Here is an 18,235-nt window from a genome sequence, read left to right on the forward strand (position 1 = left end):
AGGGTTGCGCTCGTTGCAGGACTTAACCTAACACCTCACGGCACGAGCTGACGACAGCCATGCAGCACCTTGCATCCTGTCCGAAGAAATACCCCTTTCAGGGTACGTCAAAATGCATTTAAGCCTTGGTAAGGTTCCTCGCGTATCATCGAATTAAACCACATGCTCCACCGCTTGTGCGGGCCCCCGTCAATTCCTTTGAGTTTCATTCTTGCGAACGTACTCCCCAGGTGGCTAACTTATCACTTTCGCTTGGTCTCCGAAGTTCTTCACCCCGAAAACGAGTTAGCATCGTTTACTGCGTGGACTACCAGGGTATCTAATCCTGTTCGCTCCCCACGCCTTCGTCCATCAGCGTCAGTTAAGTCTTTGTTACCTGCCTTCGCATTCGGTGTTCCGTGTAATATCTATGCATTTCACCGCTACACTACACATTCCAGCAACATCAAACTCACTCAAGACTAACAGTATCAATGGCAATTTCACAGTTGAGCTGTGAGATTTCACCACTGACTTATTAGCCCGCCTACGGACCCTTTAAACCCAATGAATCCGGATAACGCTCGCATCCTCCGTATTACCGCGGCTGCTGGCACGGAGTTAGCCGATGCTTATTCGTATAGTACCTTCAACATCCTATCTCGTAAGATGATTTATCCCTATACAAAAGCAGTTTACAACCCATAGGGCCGTCTTCCTGCACGCGGGATGGCTGGATCAGGCTTCCACCCATTGTCCAATATTCCTCACTGCTGCCTCCCGTAGGAGTCTGGTCCGTGTCTCAGTACCAGTGTGGGGGTTCACCCTCTCAGGCCCCCTACAGATCATCGCCTTGGTAGTCCTCTACACTACCAACTAACTAATCTGACGCATGCCTATCCTTATCCGATAAATCTTTTAAATATTTATGATGCCATAATTATTATTATGGAGTATTAATCCGAGTTTCCTCGGGCTATCCTCCCGATAAGGGCAAGTTACATACGCGTTACGCACCCGTTCGCCGGTCTCTCTAATCCGAAAATTAAATACCCCTCGGCTTGCATGTGTTAAGCCTCCCGCTAGCGTTCATCCTGAGCCAGGATCAAACTCTCCGTTGTTATTCCTTAATTATCTAATGTCTTAAATAATAACTATAACTGAAAAGCTATCCCCAAACTCATCAAATTGACACTTGGCTTCTTTTTGCTTATTTTGTCTTCTAATTTGTATCTTATTTCTATCTTTATGAACTCCTCTACCCTAAAAGGGCTGCAAATATATAAATTCTTTTTCTTTTAATCCAAAAAAAAATTTATCCTTTTTTTTTATCAAACTTCCAAATAACTCTCTCACTCTCAAAAGGACGGCAAATATAAATACTATTTTTATTCCCCTCCAAATTTTTTACCATGTTTTTTTATAACTTTTTTTAAATAAATTGTAATTGATTGATTTACAAGTGAATGGACTTGAATTATTTTTGCGTTTTTTTGACTATCCGTATCTAATATATTGAATGAAATTATAACTAATCTCTATTAATGATCAATTAGTGTTCGCATGGCGGACGTTTTGACTATATGATGAACGTTTTTTCTCTTCCTATTTTTTTTAAGCCTTAGAAAATTTGGCTATTAGAAAATAATAAGACTTCAATCCTTGTTTTGAGTTACTTTTTTAATGTACTAAGGATGTGGATTAAAAAAAAGCTTGCAAATCGCAAGCTTAGTGGCATAGTTGCTGCTAAATGGTTTTGCAACAGCTGCTCTTCTATTATACGGCTACTAATCTTTTACACAACGGATAGCTTTTCCTTCTGTGATAGCATTTTGTGGTAAATTGTCGCCTATCCAACTTATTGCTGGTCTTGGTTTGGGAGCTAAATCATACTCTCCTTGCCAGTCTCCGTCATCTTGCCTGATTCTATCTCCAGCCTCCCCAGTCCAATAAGCTCCAGATTCATCATATCCTCCATCACTTTTGCGATATGGCGGAAAACCCAAGTTTATCCCCTTAAGTTTTTCAACAGAAATTTTCTTATATTCACCAAATGATTCATTTTTAACCCAAACTGAGGGTAGATCTTTTTCTTCTATAACTTTCCACCCAGCAGGGCAGGGGTTATTTACTGTTTGATTAATCCATAAATCATATGGCCCACCACTTGATGCGTCCACCCAGGTGTCGCTGCCTGTCACAAATTTTCCAGCTATGTTCCTGTACTCGCCCCACTCTATGACAATTTCAGTAGTAGTTGGTGAGTCCTTAAACTCATGCCCATCTGCTGCCCGCTGCCATTGGAATAATGAGCCATGGGTTCTCTCATCAGCATGAGCTCCTTCTCGATCTAAACTTTTCGTTAGGTTAAAGAAATCACTTTTTATATTGGCATACTCCGCTCCTAAATCGAAGTTGAGCCAAGTTTTAGAATAATTTGAAGCCTCATCTTTTATCAGCTTGGCACAATATACAAAATCATGCTTCCCGTCACCAAAGTGTTTATCAAAAACGACATTCCTTGGTGCACATTTTTTGATTTCATCGATGATTTTAGTAGCCTTTTTGGGGTACTTCTCTCGGATATAATTTATTTTCCCTTCATCTACTATTATTTCCCATTTGAGGTCTGAAAGGCTTATGCGCTTCACCTTTTTATCTTCTTCTTCCCATATTAAAACCCAGTCGGTCTTTTCTTTCTTCTCAACGCCCTCTATGCGCAGGTCTCCTTTTTGGTCTTCTTCTTCTTTAGCACGAATGTCTAATGTCGCCTCTGGAGCATCTGTATTGATGCCCACTTGGGCCGTGGCTGCGGCTCCTGATAATACAGCTAAAGAAAGTAACAATTTCTTCATTTTCCTTTATTTTTAAGTTAATATTTTGTTATATTTATTATTTTTTCTCTATTTTTTTTAATAAAAAAAAGGATATATAGCATTGCCTGCATATCCTCCTTTTAGAAATTTTGATTAACCGCAGCCGCTTGGGACAGCGGAACTTTCTTCTACTTTTCTGAAATTTAAGTAGTTACATTGTGTGTGTGTGTGTGTGTGTGTGTGTGTGTGTTTAACATTTATTTTTTAATCACCAAATTTTATTTGTTAAAATTATCAAAAAAACATTTCCTGTTCATATTCCGCAAAAGTATTTATTACAAATGAGTTAAACAATATTCTTTATACATTTGGGGTAAATGAATTCTGTACTACGGGTTAAAATATTATTATTTCATCAAAAATTTTCTAAGCCTTTAAAAAAAATCACTTCCAATTTTCGATAATATAAGCAATCATATACGCTGCTAATTTCGCTGTGCAGTCATCAATATCAAAATTGGGGTTGAGCTCCGCTACATCCGTCAGCGCTAATTTCCCCGATTTACTTACCAGTTTCAGTATTTTCTGTACTTGGAAGGGCGTTAAACCGTTCACACAAGTGGCGCTAACGCCAGGTGCGTAAGCTACGTCAAATACATCCATATCTAGAGTCAAGTAAAGCGCATCTACTTTTTCAATAAATTCCTGCAAAGTTTCTTCCCAATTTAAGTTTTGATGAATTTCTTCGGCAAAAATGTAATTCGCCTCAATTTCATCCGCTTTTTGAAACAAAATCGGTGTATTCCCATAACTCTGAATTCCTAAACAAAAATACTTAAACTTTGAATTATTTTCATCTGCCAAAGCATTCATTTCATAAAAACCTGTGCCAGAATTTGTTTGCGGCGATGGTTTCCTCAAATCAAAATGAGCATCGATATTAATGACTCCAATATTTTTCTCATGCTGAAAAAGTGCTGCGAAATTACCCAAAGCCACCTCATGCCCACCACCCAAGACGATGGGCTTCTGATTCTGCAAAATCATTTGGCTCACACTTTCTGTTTGCAATTCTCGTGCTTTTTCCAAGTCTCCATTTTCACAAAGAATATTCCCAGCATCCAAGAGATTTAACTGCTGATGATAAGGTATGCCTGATAGGAATTGTCTGATTTTCTGCGGAGCTGCGGCGGCCCCCACTCTACCCTGGTTTCGTCGCACGCCTTCATCACAAGCAAAACCTAGGAATACAAAACTATTTTCTTCCGCTTCTTCGCTATAAGCTTTTATCACTTGATGCCACCGCCAGCCTTTCTCCCCAACTTCTTCATCAATACGCCCTTGCCACCACTCGGGGCTAAACTCTTCTTTCATTTCTCTTAATTTTATTTTGTTTAAAATTTTCTAAGGCTTAAAAAAAATTCTAAAATTTTCTCAATTTTACTTATCTTTTAATTTAAAGCTACAATGTATGAAAATTTACACCAAAAAAGGTGACACTGGCGAAACTTCTTTGTATGGCGGGGAAAAAATTTCTAAAGCCTTAAAAAATTCTATGAAAAAAGCACTCTTAATCATCAATGGTGAACCACCCAAAGAAAAAATTGACATCTCTAAATTCAATGGTATTTTTTGTACGGACGGTGCCTATGCCAAAGCTCTAGAAATAGGGATTCAACCAGAAATCATAGTTGGTGACCTTGATAGTATTTGCCTAGAAAACTTGGATTCTACCATAGAAGTTTTGCGCCGTTCCAATCAAGACTTCACCGACTTCTATAAATCTTTGGTTGAAATTGAAAAGCGTGGATTTCAGTCGGTAGATGTGTATGGTGCTACAGGTTTAGAGCACGACCATTTTCTCGGTAATTTATCTACGGCACTGAAGTTTAAAGATAAAATTAGAATCAGTTTTCATGATGACTTTTCAGTTTTCTTTTTTGCAAAAAGTCCAGTCATTTTACGTGATACAAAAAACAGAGTCATTTCTCTGTACCCCTTTCCTTTTGCTAAAAACGTAATTTCAGAAGGTTTGTTTTATCCTTTGGATAAAGTTGATCTTCAGCTCAATGGGTTCATCAGCACACGAAACCACAGCTTGGAAGAAGAAGTGAAAATTCAGTATGACGAAGGTGAAATGCTAGTTTTTGTTTCCAAATATCATCGGGATTTTTCTTAAAATTTTCTAGCCTTATAAAAATTATTAGCTGTTGTGATGATTATTTAAGCAAGCAATTATAAAAAAAATTAAGCCTTAGGAAATTTTTCAATAAAAAATTCCCTAAGGTTTTTAAAAAATTTTGAAATTTAAACTCATCTGCTATTCCATCAGTAAATCAATAAGTTGGCTCAGTCTCATTTTCAGACTCGAGCGGTGAACAATCACATCTATAAAGCCTTTCTCTAGCAAAAATTCTGAAGTTTGGAAACCTTCGGGTAAATCTTGGCCTATTGTTTCGCGTATTACACGTGGTCCTGCAAAGCCAATCAAAGCACCAGGTTCTGCCAAGGTGATGTCGCCCATCATACCAAAGGAGGCCGTGATGCCACCAAATGTAGGGTCGGTGAGTAGCGTGATGTACGGTAACTTCTTGTTTGCTAGCTGAATGAGCTTCGCCTCTACCTTTGCCATTTGCATTAGTGAGTGAGCTGCTTCCATCATTCTTGCTCCACCCGATTTACAAATCAAAATGTAAGGCAAATTATTTTTAATGGAATAGTCTATCGCCCGAACGATTTTCTCACCCATTGCAGAGCCCAAGGAACCACCAATAAAGTTAAAATCCATTGCACTCACTACGACTTTTTTCCCTTCTAAATTTCCCGTTGCGGTGCGAATGGAATCCTTCAGGCCAGTTTTTTTCTTCGTTTCTTTGATTCTGTCGGTATATTTTTTAGAATCTTCCCAATTTAGCGGGTCTTTACTTTCAATATTTTTATGTAATTCTTCATATTTTTTGTCGTCAAAAAGAATTTCAAAATATTGCTGCGAACCGATCCTTACATGAAAATCATCTTCGGGACTTACATAATTATTACGCTCAAGCTCCTCTGTTTCAATTATTTTACCTGTAGGTGTTTTGTACCACAAGCCTTTGGGCGTATCTTTCTTTTCTTCTGTAGAAGTTTGAATATTTTTTTTCTTTCTTCTAAACCAAGCCATACAATCAATTTTATTCTAAAAGATAAATGTATAAAATATTATTAATTCTAACGGAAGATTTCTGATAAAGCTAAAGCATTTTTGTAAATTTGGTTCAACTAAAATTTAAAATTATGTATCCTTTTCAGCGAAATAGAAGATTGAGAACTAATGAAAGTATCCGCTCTCTGGTGAGAGAAAATCATGTATCAGCCGATGATTTGATGATGCCACTTTTTATCATGGAAGGTGAAAATACGCAAGAAGAAATCAGCAGTATGCCAGATTATTTTAGGTTCAGCCTAGATTTACTGATGGATGAAATTGAAAAAGCAACAAAATTGGGCATCAAAGCCGTGAATATTTATTGCAAAGTTGATGCGGATAAAAAAGATAATGAAGGTACCGAGGCTCTGAATCCCAATGGGTTGATGCAGCGTTCGATTCGTAAAATTAAAGAAAATTTCCCTGACGTGTTGGTCTTCACCGATGTGGCTCTAGACCCTTATTCTTCTTTCGGGCACGATGGCGTGGTGGAAGATGGAAAAATTTTGAATGACAAAACCAACGAAATTTTAGCACAAATGGCACTGAGCCATGCCGAGGCAGGAGCTGACTTCATTGCTCCGTCTGATATGATGGATGGGCGAATTTTGGCGATTCGTGAAACTTTAGAAAACAATGGCTTTAGCGATGTAGGCATCATGAGTTATACGGCTAAATATGCTAGCTCTTTCTACGGTCCGTTCAGAAATGCACTGGATTCTGCTCCTGGTTTTGGCGACAAAAAAACTTACCAAATGGATTTTGCTAACGCTGATGAAGCGCTGCACGAGGCAGAGAACGACATCTTAGAGGGTGCTGATATTTTGATGGTAAAACCAGGCTTGGCTTATCTCGACGTGATTTATCGTCTAAAAGAATACAGCAAATTACCCATTGCCGTTTACCAAGTGAGTGGAGAGTACGCAATGCTAAAAAGCGCTGCTGCCAACGGTTTTTTGGATTTTGAGAAATGTCTTTTGGAGCAAATGTTTGCTTTCAAAAGAGCTGGCGCTTCCGTTATCAATACTTACTTTGCAAAGGAAGTCGCCGCTTTAGTCCAATAAATCATGAATGATTTGATTTAAACTTTTTTTTCTTAATGAAACAGGGAAATGCGTCAGAATTCGGTTTCGGGCACATTTTCCTATTTCATTATTTTCTAAGGCTTTTAAAATTTTCTCGCTCGCTTCTTCCAAATTGGGTGAATTTAAAATATAGCCGCAATCGCCAATGGCTCTAGGAATTCCATTCACCGCAGAACCCACTGGCACACACTCGCTCATCATTGCCTCGCAGAGCACATTGGGCAAACCTTCGCTTAGCGAAAACTGAGCATAAACTTTAGTTTCTGCATACAATTCTTTTAATTCTTCTTTCTCTAAATGAGGTAAAATTTGAAGATTTTTTAAGGCTTTAAATTTTTCTGGAATTAAATTTTCTTGCTGTACGCCGGCAACTATAAATTTGATTTGAGGGTGCCTCTCAGCCAATTTCAAGAAAAAGTCAATACCTTTTAGCCAATAAACTTTTTTACCCGAAATCTGCCCGACTGTGAGCACTTGATTCTTTTTCTCTTTAGCATACCAATCGCCTGCAGCATAGCCTGTAGGAATCACAGTCATAGGTGTTTTTAGCTCAGGCATAAAATTTAAAATCCCAGTGGTAGCATCTCCCCCAGCATAGCGGTTTTCGCTTTTTACCATGCTCTCATCTACTGGAAGAATGTGATCAACATTTTGGTAAACCCAGCGGGCTAAGCGTGTTCTTAGATTTTTTTTATAAAATAAACCAAACTCAACCGAAGGGATGCATACCGCGTCGTATCCACCGACTACAACTAATACTTTTTTTCGGAAGATTTTGGCTAGCAAACATGCCCAAAAAGCATGATAATCATTAAACCACACGTAGACTAAGTCTCTGGACGGGATGTTTTTTATAAGTTCTAAAATTCCCTTAAATTGGTAATAAAAAAATGTTAATGTAGATTTTTTCAAGAAAAATTGTTGTTGCTTTACTTCGCAAAATTCTTGGAGAATGGCGACATCATTTTTCACGAAAGTTGTTTTTTGAGGATAAACCATCAATATTTTATAAGGAATCATGTATGCAAGATAAAACTATTGTTTCTAAAAAAGCTTCTATTGACTTAAAATATTTTTTAAGCCTTCTTTTTTTTATCTCATTTTTTGGTTTTTCTAACGCTCAAATTAAAAAAATAAAGGGTAGCATCGTTTTAACTGAAAAAATTAGAGATTTCAATGGTATTTATATTCAAAATCTACGAACAAAAAATTATACACTCCCTGATATTGTTGGCGGTTTTGAAATAGAGGCTATGCTTGGCGATTCATTGCGTTTTAGTGGTGAGTTTTTGAGCGAAAAACATTTAGAAATCACACCTCAGATTTTCTCTAAAGAGAAAGTAGTTGTACTGATGGAAAATGAAATCATTCAATTAGATGAAATCGTAGCAAACCCGCCACTCACAGGGAATTTAAAGACCGACTTGGCCAGTGTTGCTTATCTTGATACGATTAGTGCTCTCTACAGCCGATTGGGATTGGACATTAAAAGCAAAGAGATTCAACGCCGAGAAAAAATGGGAGATCTGTTTCCGAATTTATTTGGGATTCCTCTCCCTACAAAATTAAATATAGGAACTTTATATAAATTAATTTCGGGCTATTACAAAAAAGAAGAAAGACTCTATAAATATAACCAATTAGATGAAACGACAAAAAAGATTTTAGCCATAGTCCCCAAAGATTTTTTTTCTAAGGCTTTAGAAATTCCAGAAGAAAAGGTATTCAACTTTGTTTTCTTTGCTGTCCAAACTGATAAACTACAATTTCAAAATTTATTGAAAAACAATAATTCGTTTGACATCAAAGAACTGCTAGAAAAAAAATCAAAAATTTACCTAAACCGACTCCAGTCTAACGAAGTGGATTCAAAAAATGATAACCTAAAGAAACCTCACTGACAGCGACTAATATTTTGTTTCTCATTGAACTCATTATGTGTTTTGATTTAGCTAGAATAAAAATGATGCAAATGGATGAGATTTAACCACTCTTGAGGCTAACTTAACTGATAATATAATAATTACACAGCTTTCTAAGCTCCAAGGCCAACTTTTTATGGATACTTCTCCACCTTTTACCTTTTTATCTGAATTATCTTTCTAATCTCCAACAACCCCTCCCACATTACCAGTTCGTCTATGTATTTGGATACCATTAGAATTAGCATCTATAGATAGCCATATATATTCTGTCCCAGACTGAACACAGAAATAAAATTGCCCTGTACCATTTTTATTAGTATAGTTTATTTTTCCTGCATTATCTGCTGTACAAGACATATCAGCCTGATTCTGGATACCATTAATAGCCTCTTTTTTTACTACACCATCTGTACCTACTACCAATGCTTCTCCTGTACCAGCTTGTAAGCCTTCTAATTTAAGTGGGTCTGCATCTGCTTTAACATGTAGTATGTTAGTAGGAACTCCTACATCACCTATTCCTACATTACCTGCATTATTAATAATCATTCTGGTCTGATGATCAATACCATCATTGGGAGTAGTGACAAATTCTATACGGCTTGGCTTACTACTAAAAGAATAATCTCCATCTGCGTAGATACGCATACCTCCCGATCCACCATGATGGAAAGTATCGTTATCCCTAGTAGATTTAAAATCAATTCCTAAAAAATTTACAAAATTATCATCTTTTTTACTATACTCCACTTTACTGTGGTCTTTAATACCTTTTGCTTCCTGTTCCATAAGATGTAGAATCTCACCCCTATATCGTGACCCTGCAAATAAAACATTTTGGTTTCCTGTTACAGACTGAACAGCCCAAGGACCATCACTAAAAACTGCTACTTCATTCTTTACCATTAATGTTCTAGTAGGTGTAGTAGTACCTATCCCTACATTTCCGTTGTTGAACACTGTGACTAACTTGGCTCCTGCTTGGTTCTCTAATTCCAAGTTTTTAGGAGATTGGGCATCATCCTTCGTTTTTACATTAAGGGTAGCACTTGGGGTTTCTGTATTAATCCCCACCTGAGCAGTGACCGCAACCGCTGATAATACGGTTAAAGAAAGTAATAATTTCTTCATTTTTTTTAATTTTTTTGATTAATTTTTTATTGATTTATTCTTTTCTTAATTAAATTTTTGCTGGTTTTTTTCAACTTTTTCTTGCTTCTTCATTTAGAAAGAGCCCCAACCCGTGAGGCTCTTCTTTTTGAAGAAATTACTACTCTCACACAGGTGAAAATAGAAAAACCGCACAAGATTTTCTTGCACGGCTTTGCGGTTCGCTCCCGCAGGGAAGCAATAAATTATTATAAGTTATTGATAATGAGTTGTTTAGCTCATTACTTGTGTGTGTGTGTGTTTACACTTTATTTTGAAACTCACAAATTTCATTTGTTAAAATTTCGTTATTTTTTTGTTAAAAATTCCCGTTGAGATTTTTCACTTTTCTCAACCTGCCCACAAATGTATTTTACGTTTTTGAATTACGCAAATTTGTTTTTTTTGAGGCAGTTGGACTTAAATGATCATTTACACTACACCTTGTGCTAACATGGCTTCGGCTACTTTCACAAATCCAGCGATATTAGCCCCTTTCATATAATCAATTTCATCTCCTTTTTTACCGTATTTCACACACTGCTCATGAATGTCTGTCATAATGTCTTTGAGCCGCTGATCAACTTCTTCCCGACTCCAATTAAGGCTCAGCGAGTTTTGAGACATTTCTAGCCCAGAGGTAGCTACTCCGCCAGCGTTACTGGCTTTTCCTGGCGAATAAAGCATTCCACTGTTCCGGAAGATGTGAATTGCCTCTGACGTAGATGGCATATTGGCGCCTTCTACTACGGCTTGCACACCATTATCGGCTAACTTTTGTGCATCTTCTTTCTGAATCTCGTTTTGGGTTGCGCAAGGCAGTGCAATGTCACATTTTTGCCCCCATGGTTTTTCATCTTCGAAATATTGAGCATCATTGTATTGCTCGGTGTATTCTTTGATTCGCCCTCGCTTTTCGTTTTTAAGTTGTTTTATGAATTCTAATTTTTCTTCATTGATTCCGTTTTCATCATAAATATATCCTGAAGAGTCTGAAAGAGTTAAAACTTTTCCGCCTAGCTCGATGAGTTTTTCGGCGGCAAACTGTGCTACGTTTCCTGAACCTGAAATCACAAAACTCTTTCCGTCAATACTCTCTCCGATTCTCTCAAGCATATTCTGCACAAAATAGATGACACCGTAGCCAGTGGCTTCTGGCCTTATCAAAGACCCGCCATATTCTAATCCTTTGCCCGTAAGTACTCCTGTGAATTCATTGGCTAATTTTTTGTACATGCCAAAGAGGTAACCGATTTCTCTAGATCCTACACCTATATCACCAGCTGGGACGTCGGTATTTGGGCCAATGTGGCGATAAAGCTCTGCCATGAAGCTTTGGCAGAATCGCATGATTTCTGCATCAGATTTTCCTTTGGGGTCAAAGTTGGAGCCGCCTTTTGCTCCACCCATCGGTAATGTCGTTAAGCTATTTTTGAATGTTTGCTCAAAGGCTAAAAACTTCAAAATACTAAGGTTCACACTTGGGTGAAATCTTATCCCTCCTTTGTAAGGGCCTATGGCAGAATTCATCTCAATACGGTAACCTCTGTTTACTTGTATTTCGCCTTGGTCATCTACCCATGGCACACGGAATATGATTATACGCTCGGGCTCAGCTATGCGTTCCAATAGTTTTTTGTTTTGGTATCTTTCGTTTTCTTCTATGAATGGTAAAATAGATTCTGCAATTTCTTCTACCGCTTGATGAAATTCGGGTTCATTGGGGTTATTTTCTTTTATTTTTTGAATAAATTTTTCTAGTAAACTCATGATTATATTTTTAAAGTATAAATTTAAAAAAATTAAATTTCCTCTCAGTCATTTTAATCCTTATTCTTTTGATGATAAAACTTCTGTTTTTTTTTAAGCCTTTATTTTTTTTGAAATTAATTTTAAAAGAAAAATTGAAAGAATGAAGAATGTGGCTAGGCACAAAGCTGAATATTGCATGCTGCCCGTGAGATACAAAACCTGAGCGAAAATAAAGCTGCCTAAAATCAGTGCTAATTTCTCTACAATGTCAAAAAAACTGAAGTAAATGGCATAGTCTCCCGTAGGTGGTAATAACTTGGAATAAAATGACCGTGCCAAGGCTTGGACTCCGCCCAGTACTAAACCTACGAAGGCTCCTAGTGCATAAAATTTATACATGACCCATGGGTCGTCTTTTCGCATGAGAAAGGCGCCGATGCAAATCCCCGTCCATATCAATAAGCCTAATTGCAGAGCTTTGATGTTTCCTAACTTTAAAGATAGCCACGAGAATAAATAAGAACCTGCTACGGCTACAAATTGGATTAATAAAATTGTGATAATTAAATTCTGCGCTGGCAGGTCTAATTCTTGGTCGCCAAAGCGAGTTGCCATATAATTGATGGTTTGGATCCCAATACTCAAGCTGAAAAATGAAATGAGAAAATACTTTAAACGCTCGTACTTAAAAAGTTTCTTCCCGACTTTTATCAATTCCAAATGTGCGGAGCTGAATAAAGATTTCTGAGTTTTGCTGGTTGGCTGTGAGTAACTTGCTGGCAAATACCGAAAGGTAATTTGTGCAAAACCTATCCACCACAATGCTACCAGTAAAAATGAATACCGCGTGAGTGATCTGTCTACAAACATAATGAGAGCTAAACAAATAATTAGTAAAATTGCTGAACCAATGTATCCGTACACAAAACCAACGGCAGATAACTGATCTTGCTTTTCTTTGGTAGCGATTTCTGGCAAGTAGGCATTGTAGAATACCAAGCTCCCCCAGTAGCCAACGCTGGCTAAAATACTCCCGAAGATTCCTACCCATAAATTTTCTAAGCCTGTAAAAAAATAAAGTGAAGCGCAACCAGTGGCTCCCAGCCAAGAAAAAATCTTGAGAAATCGTTTTTTATCACCCATTTGGTCTGAAATAGCTGATAAAATTGGTGAAATCAAAACAACAATGATGAATGATGTGGTGATGGAATAAGAGTACAGTATGTCTTTGTCTGAAAATAAAATTCCTAAAAATTTTACTCCCGCCGTATCATCTAAAATTTCACCATAATAAATTGGGAAAATAGCCGTAGTGATGACCAAGGAATATACGCTATTCGCCCAATCATAAAAAGCCCAAGCCCATTGTTGTTTCTTTAGCATTATTGCCATTATTTAAAATCCCATACCAGGGATACTCGGCAGTCCTTTTCTTGCTTCTGCTTCTACTTGATTATCAAAATCTTTTTGTGCTTTTTCTAAGGCTTTATTTAAAGTTAAAATTATATAATCAATCAATTGTTCTTTATCTTCTAGCAACTCATCATCGATTTGAATGTTTTTTAAACGTCCGTTTTTGTAAACCTCTACGCTTAGCAACTGATCTCCAGTTTTTTCTTCTATCGTTTCCTGGCTCAATTTCTTCTTTAGAGTTTCTACACGCTGTTGGGATTCTTGCAATTGCCCCAGCATTTTCATCATATCCATATTCAAAATTTTGTGCCAATATAATTATTTAATAAGAGATTATTTCTATTTTTGGCATAAATTATCACGATGCGTTGCTATTATATTTTTCTATTCTTTATTTTCTTTTGTTGCCAATCAAAAAACATAGAATCTGTGGAAGCCAAGCCTCTAGAAATCACCAATGAAGAATTATTTAATTATATAGAGTATTGCAATGATCGTTTTAATTTTTGCTTCAGTTACCCCAGTCATTTCTCTGCACAGCCTAGCTCTGCCAATGGTGATGGGAAAACTTTTATCAATAAATTAGATGATGCTAAAATCATTGCTTTTGGAGAGTTGGATTATGATAATGCAGGGCTAGAACCTCATCTTCATTTCATACAAGATCAAATCAAAATTCAAGATTCTGCTAGAGTTCCTTATGGCTATAATTTCATAGGCTTTGGGAAAAATGATGGGAAAATCTACCACGAGAGAATTCTGATAAAGGAGAAAGAGAACGCTAACAGCAAAGTCAACGTGATTTATTCCATTCAACTTTCTTACCCTCAAAAACATCAAAAGAAGTATACACAGCTTTGGGCTAATTTGATGGGAAATTTAAAAATTTGAATCAGCTTTCGCTCTTTATTTTATTCCACAGTAAATCCTTTAATTGATTTAAATTCTGTTGTGCCACTGATGAAATAAAAACATGCGGAACGTCTTTTGGTAATTTTTTGGTAATTTCTTCTTTCAGTTCATCATCCAGCATATCACTTTTTGAAATAGCTAAAACTCGCTCTTTATCTAGTAATTCAGGATTGTAATTTTTCAATTCCGTGATTAGGATTTCATATTCTTTGGCGTAATCCTCCGCATCGGCAGAAATGAGCAATAACAAGACTGCATTCCGCTCTATATGCCTGAGGAATCGATGCCCTAGGCCTTTCCCTTCTGCTGCTCCTTCAATAATTCCCGGTATATCGGCCATTACAAAAGATTGATGATTCCTGTATTCTACAATACCCAAATTGGGAGTTAAGGTTGTGAATTGATAATCAGCAATTTTAGGCTTAGCCGCTGTGATGACAGACAGTAGCGTAGATTTCCCTGCATTGGGGAATCCCACCAATCCTACATCTGCCAACACTTTTAGTTCAAAAATTACGCTCATTTCTTCACCATTTTCCCCGGGCTGGGCATACCTCGGCGTTTGGTTAGTTGCCGAGCGAAAATGCCAATTCCCTAAGCCTCCACGTCCACCTTTTAGCAAGATTTTTTCCTGTTGATTTTCTGTAATTTCAAAAATTTGTTCACCATTTTCATCTTTCACCACCGTGCCGAGCGGAACTTCAATATAAACATCTTCACCATCTGCACCCGTAGAGCGTTGCTTGCCGCCAGGCTTCCCATTCTCTGCGTGCAAATGGCGAGTATAGCGTAAGTGAAAAAGCGTCCATAATTGGTCGTTCCCCCGTACGATTACGTGGCCACCTCTACCTCCATCACCACCATCAGGCCCGCCTTTGGGTATGTATTTCTCTCGGCGCAAATGCGAGGAGCCTGCTCCACCTTTCCCGCTACTGACATTAATTTTCACATGGTCTATAAAGTTATCTTGCATTATAAAAATTTTAAATCTTGAATAAATTCCTCTCCTATGCCTTCGTTAAGATGAGCAATAATTTTACTCTTTCCAAAAGAAAGTTCTTCCTTCAGCGCTGGTGAATTTAGCTTCACATACATAATACGTTTTTTTACATAAATGCGCTCGGTGTAACTCTTTAAAAAACCGCCCATTTCCTCCTCCCACGCATCTTCTGCCATACTCTGTAGTACTCGCTCTTCCATGCCGTGCCAACGGATAAATTCTTTTACCGCCTCGCCTACTGTCATTTCATTTTTTCTCCTTCTCATCATGATTTTTTTTAAGGCTTAAAAAATTTTTAATAAAGATGAAACACCTGATGCTCTTCATTAATTTTTTTCAAAATTTTCGTTGTCCGCTCAGGGTGTGTATCGCTCAAAAATATTTGCCCGAAGTGCTCATGATTTACCAAACTGATGATTTGCTCTACCCGAGATTCATCTAGTTTATCAAAAATATCATCTAAAAGTAGAATCGGGGTAATTTGCGTCTGTTTTTTTATCATTTCCAGTTCCGCTAGCTTTAGTGCAATTAAAAAAGATTTTTGCTGCCCTTGTGAACCAAATTTTTTAATTCGATTCCCCCCCAATTTAAATTCCAAATCATCTTTATGTACTCCCGCTGTGGTGTATTGCAAAAGTCGGTCTTTTTCTAAGGCTTTTCTGAGGAAATCGGTAGGGTTTTCTTGCAATTGACTTTGGTAAGAAATATCAACACATTCTTTACCCGTTGAAATTTGCTCGTAATACGATTTAAAAATCGGGATGAATCCTTTCAAAAACTCTTCTCTTTTGGGGTAAATATTTTGGCTTAATTCTAAAATTTCTTTATCAAAAATAGTGAGCTGCAATTCATTAAATGTGCGATTGGCCGCAAAATATTTCAACAAAGCATTTCGCTGCTGTAGTACCTTATTGTACCTGAGTAAATCAGCCAAATAAAGCGCATCTGACTGAGAGATAATTCGGTCTATAAATTTACGCCGAACATCGCTTCCTTCTGTGATTAAATCACGGTCTGCTGGCGAAATAATGACTACGGGGAAGCTCCCTACGTGGTCAGCCATTCGCTCGTAATTTTTTTTATTACGCTGAACTTGTTTTTTTTCGCCTTTTTTTACGCTAACTTGCACCCATTCTTCTTTTTCATTTTTCTGAAACCAACCTTCTAGAAAAAAAAACTCTTCGCCAAAGTGTATATTCTGCGCATCGATGTGATTAAAATAACTTTTAAAAAAACTTAAATAATAAATCGCATCCAGAACATTGGTCTTCCCCATGCCGTTATTGCCCACGAATGCATTGATTCTAGGCAAAAAATCATAACTTTTTTCTTGAAAATTTTTAAAATGAACGAGATGGATTTTCTTGAGATACATTTAATTTCTTTTGGGCTTAGAGCCAATTTACTTTTTGACGTTTTTTTTGACTAAATATTTTTTAAGGCTTAAATAATTTTAAAAAAAAATAAAAATTCATCTCTGCCTTTAGAGATTTCCTTTTTTATAATCGTTTAAAAATTTTTCTAAGCCAATGTCTGTCAACGGATGATTGAGCAAAGCTGAAATCACCGCCAGTGGTGTGGTAACAACATCTGCACCAATCAATGCACACTGGTGAATATGCATAGGATGACGAACTGAGGCCGCTAAAATTTCTGTCATAAATTCATAATTATCATAAATCTCGCGAATATCTTCTATCAACTGCAAGCCATCTGCGGATATATCATCTAATCTGCCAACGAACGGCGAAACATAAGTAGCCCCAGCTTTGGCTGCCAAAAGAGCTTGCGATGCCGAAAAAATCAAAGTGCAATTGGTTCTAATTCCGTTTTGAGAAAAATAATGAATCGCTTTCAGCCCATTCTTTATCATGGGAACTTTCACCACGATTTGCTCATGAAGTTCTGCTAGCGTTTCACCCTCCTTTATAATTCCATCAAAATCGGTAGCGATGACTTCTGCACTCACATCTCCGTCGACTAATTCACATATTTTTTTATAATGATTTAAAATATTTTTTCCACCCGTGATGCCTTCTTTCGCCATGAGAGACGGATTTGTCGTCACGCCATCTAAAATTCCTAGAGCTGCAGCTTCTTCTATTTCGCTTAAATTGGCTGTATCTATAAAAAATTTCATGCAATATTTGTTTGCTTCAAAATTAAGGATTTTATTTTTTTAAGGCTTAGAAAATTTTTTGATTCAAAAGCTGAAGCATTCCATAAATGAGCAAGGGCATCGCAGATAGGATTTCAACCCAAAAGCTTACAAAGTATTTTTTAGAAAATTTTGAGGATTTTTTGAATAAAAAAGAAGCTAGCACCACCGTTAATAAAAAACTGAAAATAAATGAATTAACTATTGTCTCCTGTGCTAAAATGAAAAACAGAATTGATAAAACAAGTACCCGATTTGCTAATTTCAAACTTTGCTCTTTCCCTAGCTCTTGCGGTAAGGTTTTCAGCTCAGCAGCATCAGAATCTGAGTCTCGCCAATCAAAAGGAATACTAATAGCCAATACAAATAAAAAAATGCTAACCCACAGCAAAAGGGTTTGAATTCCAATCAATTCACCTGAATCTAAAATCGGAAGAAAAACAATGCTACTCGCCCAAATACTAGCTATGATGAAAATTTTAAGCCTTTGAATTTTTCTGAAATTTTTACCTAAAAGTGGGAACGAATATTGCAGGCTAAGCACTGCTAAAAAAGCCAATAGCAATAGGGTTTCTGTCTTCAAATAAACAAAACCAATAATTGCTGCTAATAAACCTGGCAATAAAATATGAAAACTGAAAATTTTAAAATTTATTTGCTGACTATGTACGGCTAATTTGTACATCGATAGTGTTGCTAAAAATTGAATAATAAGTAAATTGATGTTGATTTTATTTAAATTTATTTGAATAAAGAAAGCCAATGCGGTACAACATATCGCTACCCAAATTTGGTTTTCTACCCATCGAATTTTCCATTTTTTTAGCATCGGTTGAATAAATTGTGGAAATCTTTAAGC

At 37.0% G+C, this 18,235-nt stretch carries 17 protein-coding genes and 1 rRNA gene (1 of these 18 cut by a window edge); 4 read left to right on the forward strand and 14 right to left on the reverse strand.

Going from position 1 to position 18,235, the window contains the following annotated elements; genetic code table 11:
• The 3 genes from QOX03_RS06860 to hutG all read right to left on the reverse strand — a co-directional run.
• Positions 1–1,100, reverse strand: a 16S ribosomal RNA gene (locus tag QOX03_RS06860); it reaches 421 nt to the left of the window's first position.
• A 666-nt stretch (positions 1,101–1,766) separates the two neighbouring features.
• A complete protein-coding gene (locus QOX03_RS06865) occupies positions 1,767–2,834 on the reverse strand; it encodes a hypothetical protein (protein WP_119059920.1) in 1,068 nt (355 codons plus the stop codon).
• Between the two features lie 405 nt (positions 2,835–3,239).
• Positions 3,240–4,169: a formimidoylglutamase gene (hutG, locus tag QOX03_RS06870; protein ID WP_283670547.1), complete on the reverse strand. Its 930-nt coding sequence runs from the start codon at positions 4,167–4,169 to the stop codon at positions 3,240–3,242.
• Between the two features lie 97 nt (positions 4,170–4,266).
• Here hutG and QOX03_RS06875 point away from each other — a divergent pair, with 97 nt between their 5' ends.
• Positions 4,267–4,974: a thiamine diphosphokinase gene (locus QOX03_RS06875; RefSeq protein WP_283670548.1), complete on the forward strand. Its 708-nt coding sequence runs from the start codon at positions 4,267–4,269 to the stop codon at positions 4,972–4,974.
• A 141-nt stretch (positions 4,975–5,115) separates the two neighbouring features.
• On the opposite strand, the gene accD is transcribed toward QOX03_RS06875, so the two are convergent.
• Complete coding sequence (gene accD / locus QOX03_RS06880) at positions 5,116–5,958, reverse strand: acetyl-CoA carboxylase, carboxyltransferase subunit beta (RefSeq protein WP_119059542.1); 843 nt, start codon at positions 5,956–5,958, stop codon at positions 5,116–5,118.
• Between the two features lie 113 nt (positions 5,959–6,071).
• Here accD and hemB point away from each other — a divergent pair, with 113 nt between their 5' ends.
• A complete protein-coding gene (gene hemB / locus QOX03_RS06885; protein WP_283670549.1) occupies positions 6,072–7,046 on the forward strand; it encodes a porphobilinogen synthase in 975 nt (324 codons plus the stop codon).
• Here hemB and QOX03_RS06890 read toward each other — a convergent pair.
• Complete coding sequence (locus tag QOX03_RS06890) at positions 7,035–8,039, reverse strand: glycosyltransferase family 4 protein (protein WP_283670550.1); 1,005 nt, start codon at positions 8,037–8,039, stop codon at positions 7,035–7,037. The two genes, hemB and QOX03_RS06890, sit on opposite strands and share 12 nt — an antisense overlap.
• Before the next feature lie 50 nt (positions 8,040–8,089).
• Here QOX03_RS06890 and QOX03_RS06895 point away from each other — a divergent pair, with 50 nt between their 5' ends.
• Complete coding sequence (locus tag QOX03_RS06895) at positions 8,090–8,968, forward strand: hypothetical protein (RefSeq protein WP_283670551.1); 879 nt, start codon at positions 8,090–8,092, stop codon at positions 8,966–8,968.
• A 201-nt stretch (positions 8,969–9,169) separates the two neighbouring features.
• On the opposite strand, the gene QOX03_RS06900 is transcribed toward QOX03_RS06895, so the two are convergent.
• The 4 genes from QOX03_RS06900 to QOX03_RS06915 all read right to left on the reverse strand — a co-directional run bounded on the left by QOX03_RS06900 (position 9,170) and on the right by QOX03_RS06915 (position 13,600).
• Complete coding sequence (locus QOX03_RS06900; RefSeq protein WP_283670552.1) at positions 9,170–10,123, reverse strand: hypothetical protein; 954 nt, start codon at positions 10,121–10,123, stop codon at positions 9,170–9,172.
• Between the two features lie 450 nt (positions 10,124–10,573).
• Positions 10,574–11,911, reverse strand: a complete 1,338-nt coding sequence (gdhA, locus tag QOX03_RS06905; RefSeq protein WP_434800600.1) for an NADP-specific glutamate dehydrogenase — start codon at positions 11,909–11,911, stop codon at positions 10,574–10,576.
• A gap of 93 nt (positions 11,912–12,004) precedes the next feature.
• Positions 12,005–13,276, reverse strand: coding sequence for an MFS transporter (locus tag QOX03_RS06910; RefSeq protein ID WP_283670553.1), 1,272 nt, complete (start codon positions 13,274–13,276; stop codon positions 12,005–12,007).
• 12 nt (positions 13,277–13,288) lie between these two features.
• A complete protein-coding gene (locus tag QOX03_RS06915) occupies positions 13,289–13,600 on the reverse strand; it encodes a YbaB/EbfC family nucleoid-associated protein (RefSeq protein WP_221407273.1) in 312 nt (103 codons plus the stop codon).
• Positions 13,601–13,669: 69 nt separating this feature from the next.
• Here QOX03_RS06915 and QOX03_RS06920 point away from each other — a divergent pair, with 69 nt between their 5' ends.
• Positions 13,670–14,197, forward strand: a complete 528-nt coding sequence (locus QOX03_RS06920) for a hypothetical protein (RefSeq protein WP_283670554.1) — start codon at positions 13,670–13,672, stop codon at positions 14,195–14,197.
• 1 nt (position 14,198) lies between these two features.
• Here QOX03_RS06920 and obgE read toward each other — a convergent pair whose 3' ends face one another.
• The 5 genes from obgE to QOX03_RS06945 all read right to left on the reverse strand — a co-directional run bounded on the left by obgE (position 14,199) and on the right by QOX03_RS06945 (position 18,205).
• Positions 14,199–15,191, reverse strand: coding sequence for a GTPase ObgE (gene obgE / locus QOX03_RS06925; protein ID WP_394364150.1), 993 nt, complete (start codon positions 15,189–15,191; stop codon positions 14,199–14,201).
• Positions 15,191–15,487 (reverse strand): DciA family protein, encoded by a 297-nt coding sequence (locus QOX03_RS06930; protein WP_119058000.1) that lies wholly within the window; start codon positions 15,485–15,487, stop codon positions 15,191–15,193. Before QOX03_RS06930 ends, obgE begins: the two co-directional genes overlap by 1 nt.
• Positions 15,488–15,513: 26 nt before the next feature.
• On the reverse strand, positions 15,514–16,593 hold the full coding sequence (gene recF, locus QOX03_RS06935) for a DNA replication/repair protein RecF (protein ID WP_283670555.1): 1,080 nt from the start codon (positions 16,591–16,593) through the stop codon (positions 15,514–15,516).
• Between the two features lie 108 nt (positions 16,594–16,701).
• Positions 16,702–17,358, reverse strand: a complete 657-nt coding sequence (fsa, locus tag QOX03_RS06940) for a fructose-6-phosphate aldolase (protein ID WP_283670556.1) — start codon at positions 17,356–17,358, stop codon at positions 16,702–16,704.
• A gap of 46 nt (positions 17,359–17,404) precedes the next feature.
• A complete protein-coding gene (locus QOX03_RS06945) occupies positions 17,405–18,205 on the reverse strand; it encodes a UbiA prenyltransferase family protein (protein WP_283670557.1) in 801 nt (266 codons plus the stop codon).
• Between the last annotated feature and the right edge of the window lie 30 nt (positions 18,206–18,235).

The sequence above is a fragment of the Candidatus Ornithobacterium hominis genome (genome assembly GCF_951229915.1).
Taxonomy (GTDB): domain Bacteria; phylum Bacteroidota; class Bacteroidia; order Flavobacteriales; family Weeksellaceae; genus Ornithobacterium; species Ornithobacterium hominis.

Excerpts from the sequence above, each read along its gene's own strand:
- QOX03_RS06915 (WP_221407273.1), bottom strand. The coding sequence starts at position 13,600 with ATGGATATGATGAAAATGCTGGGGCAATTGCAAGAATCCCAACAGCGT.
- QOX03_RS06910 (WP_283670553.1), bottom strand. The coding sequence starts at position 13,276 with ATGCTAAAGAAACAACAATGGGCTTGGGCTTTTTATGATTGGGCGAAT.
- hemB (WP_283670549.1), top strand. The coding sequence starts at position 6,072 with ATGTATCCTTTTCAGCGAAATAGAAGATTGAGAACTAATGAAAGTATC.
- QOX03_RS06920 (WP_283670554.1), top strand. The coding sequence starts at position 13,670 with ATGCGTTGCTATTATATTTTTCTATTCTTTATTTTCTTTTGTTGCCAA.
- fsa (WP_283670556.1), bottom strand. The coding sequence starts at position 17,358 with ATGAAATTTTTTATAGATACAGCCAATTTAAGCGAAATAGAAGAAGCT.
- QOX03_RS06900 (WP_283670552.1), bottom strand. The coding sequence starts at position 10,123 with ATGAAGAAATTATTACTTTCTTTAACCGTATTATCAGCGGTTGCGGTC.
- QOX03_RS06875 (WP_283670548.1), top strand. The coding sequence starts at position 4,267 with ATGAAAATTTACACCAAAAAAGGTGACACTGGCGAAACTTCTTTGTAT.
- hutG (WP_283670547.1), bottom strand. The coding sequence starts at position 4,169 with ATGAAAGAAGAGTTTAGCCCCGAGTGGTGGCAAGGGCGTATTGATGAA.
- accD (WP_119059542.1), bottom strand. The coding sequence starts at position 5,958 with ATGGCTTGGTTTAGAAGAAAGAAAAAAAATATTCAAACTTCTACAGAA.
- QOX03_RS06865 (WP_119059920.1), bottom strand. The coding sequence starts at position 2,834 with ATGAAGAAATTGTTACTTTCTTTAGCTGTATTATCAGGAGCCGCAGCC.
- obgE (WP_394364150.1), bottom strand. The coding sequence starts at position 15,191 with ATGCAAGATAACTTTATAGACCATGTGAAAATTAATGTCAGTAGCGGG.
- gdhA (WP_434800600.1), bottom strand. The coding sequence starts at position 11,911 with ATGAGTTTACTAGAAAAATTTATTCAAAAAATAAAAGAAAATAACCCC.
- recF (WP_283670555.1), bottom strand. The coding sequence starts at position 16,593 with ATGTATCTCAAGAAAATCCATCTCGTTCATTTTAAAAATTTTCAAGAA.
- QOX03_RS06945 (WP_283670557.1), bottom strand. The coding sequence starts at position 18,205 with ATGCTAAAAAAATGGAAAATTCGATGGGTAGAAAACCAAATTTGGGTA.
- QOX03_RS06930 (WP_119058000.1), bottom strand. The coding sequence starts at position 15,487 with ATGATGAGAAGGAGAAAAAATGAAATGACAGTAGGCGAGGCGGTAAAA.
- QOX03_RS06895 (WP_283670551.1), top strand. The coding sequence starts at position 8,090 with ATGCAAGATAAAACTATTGTTTCTAAAAAAGCTTCTATTGACTTAAAA.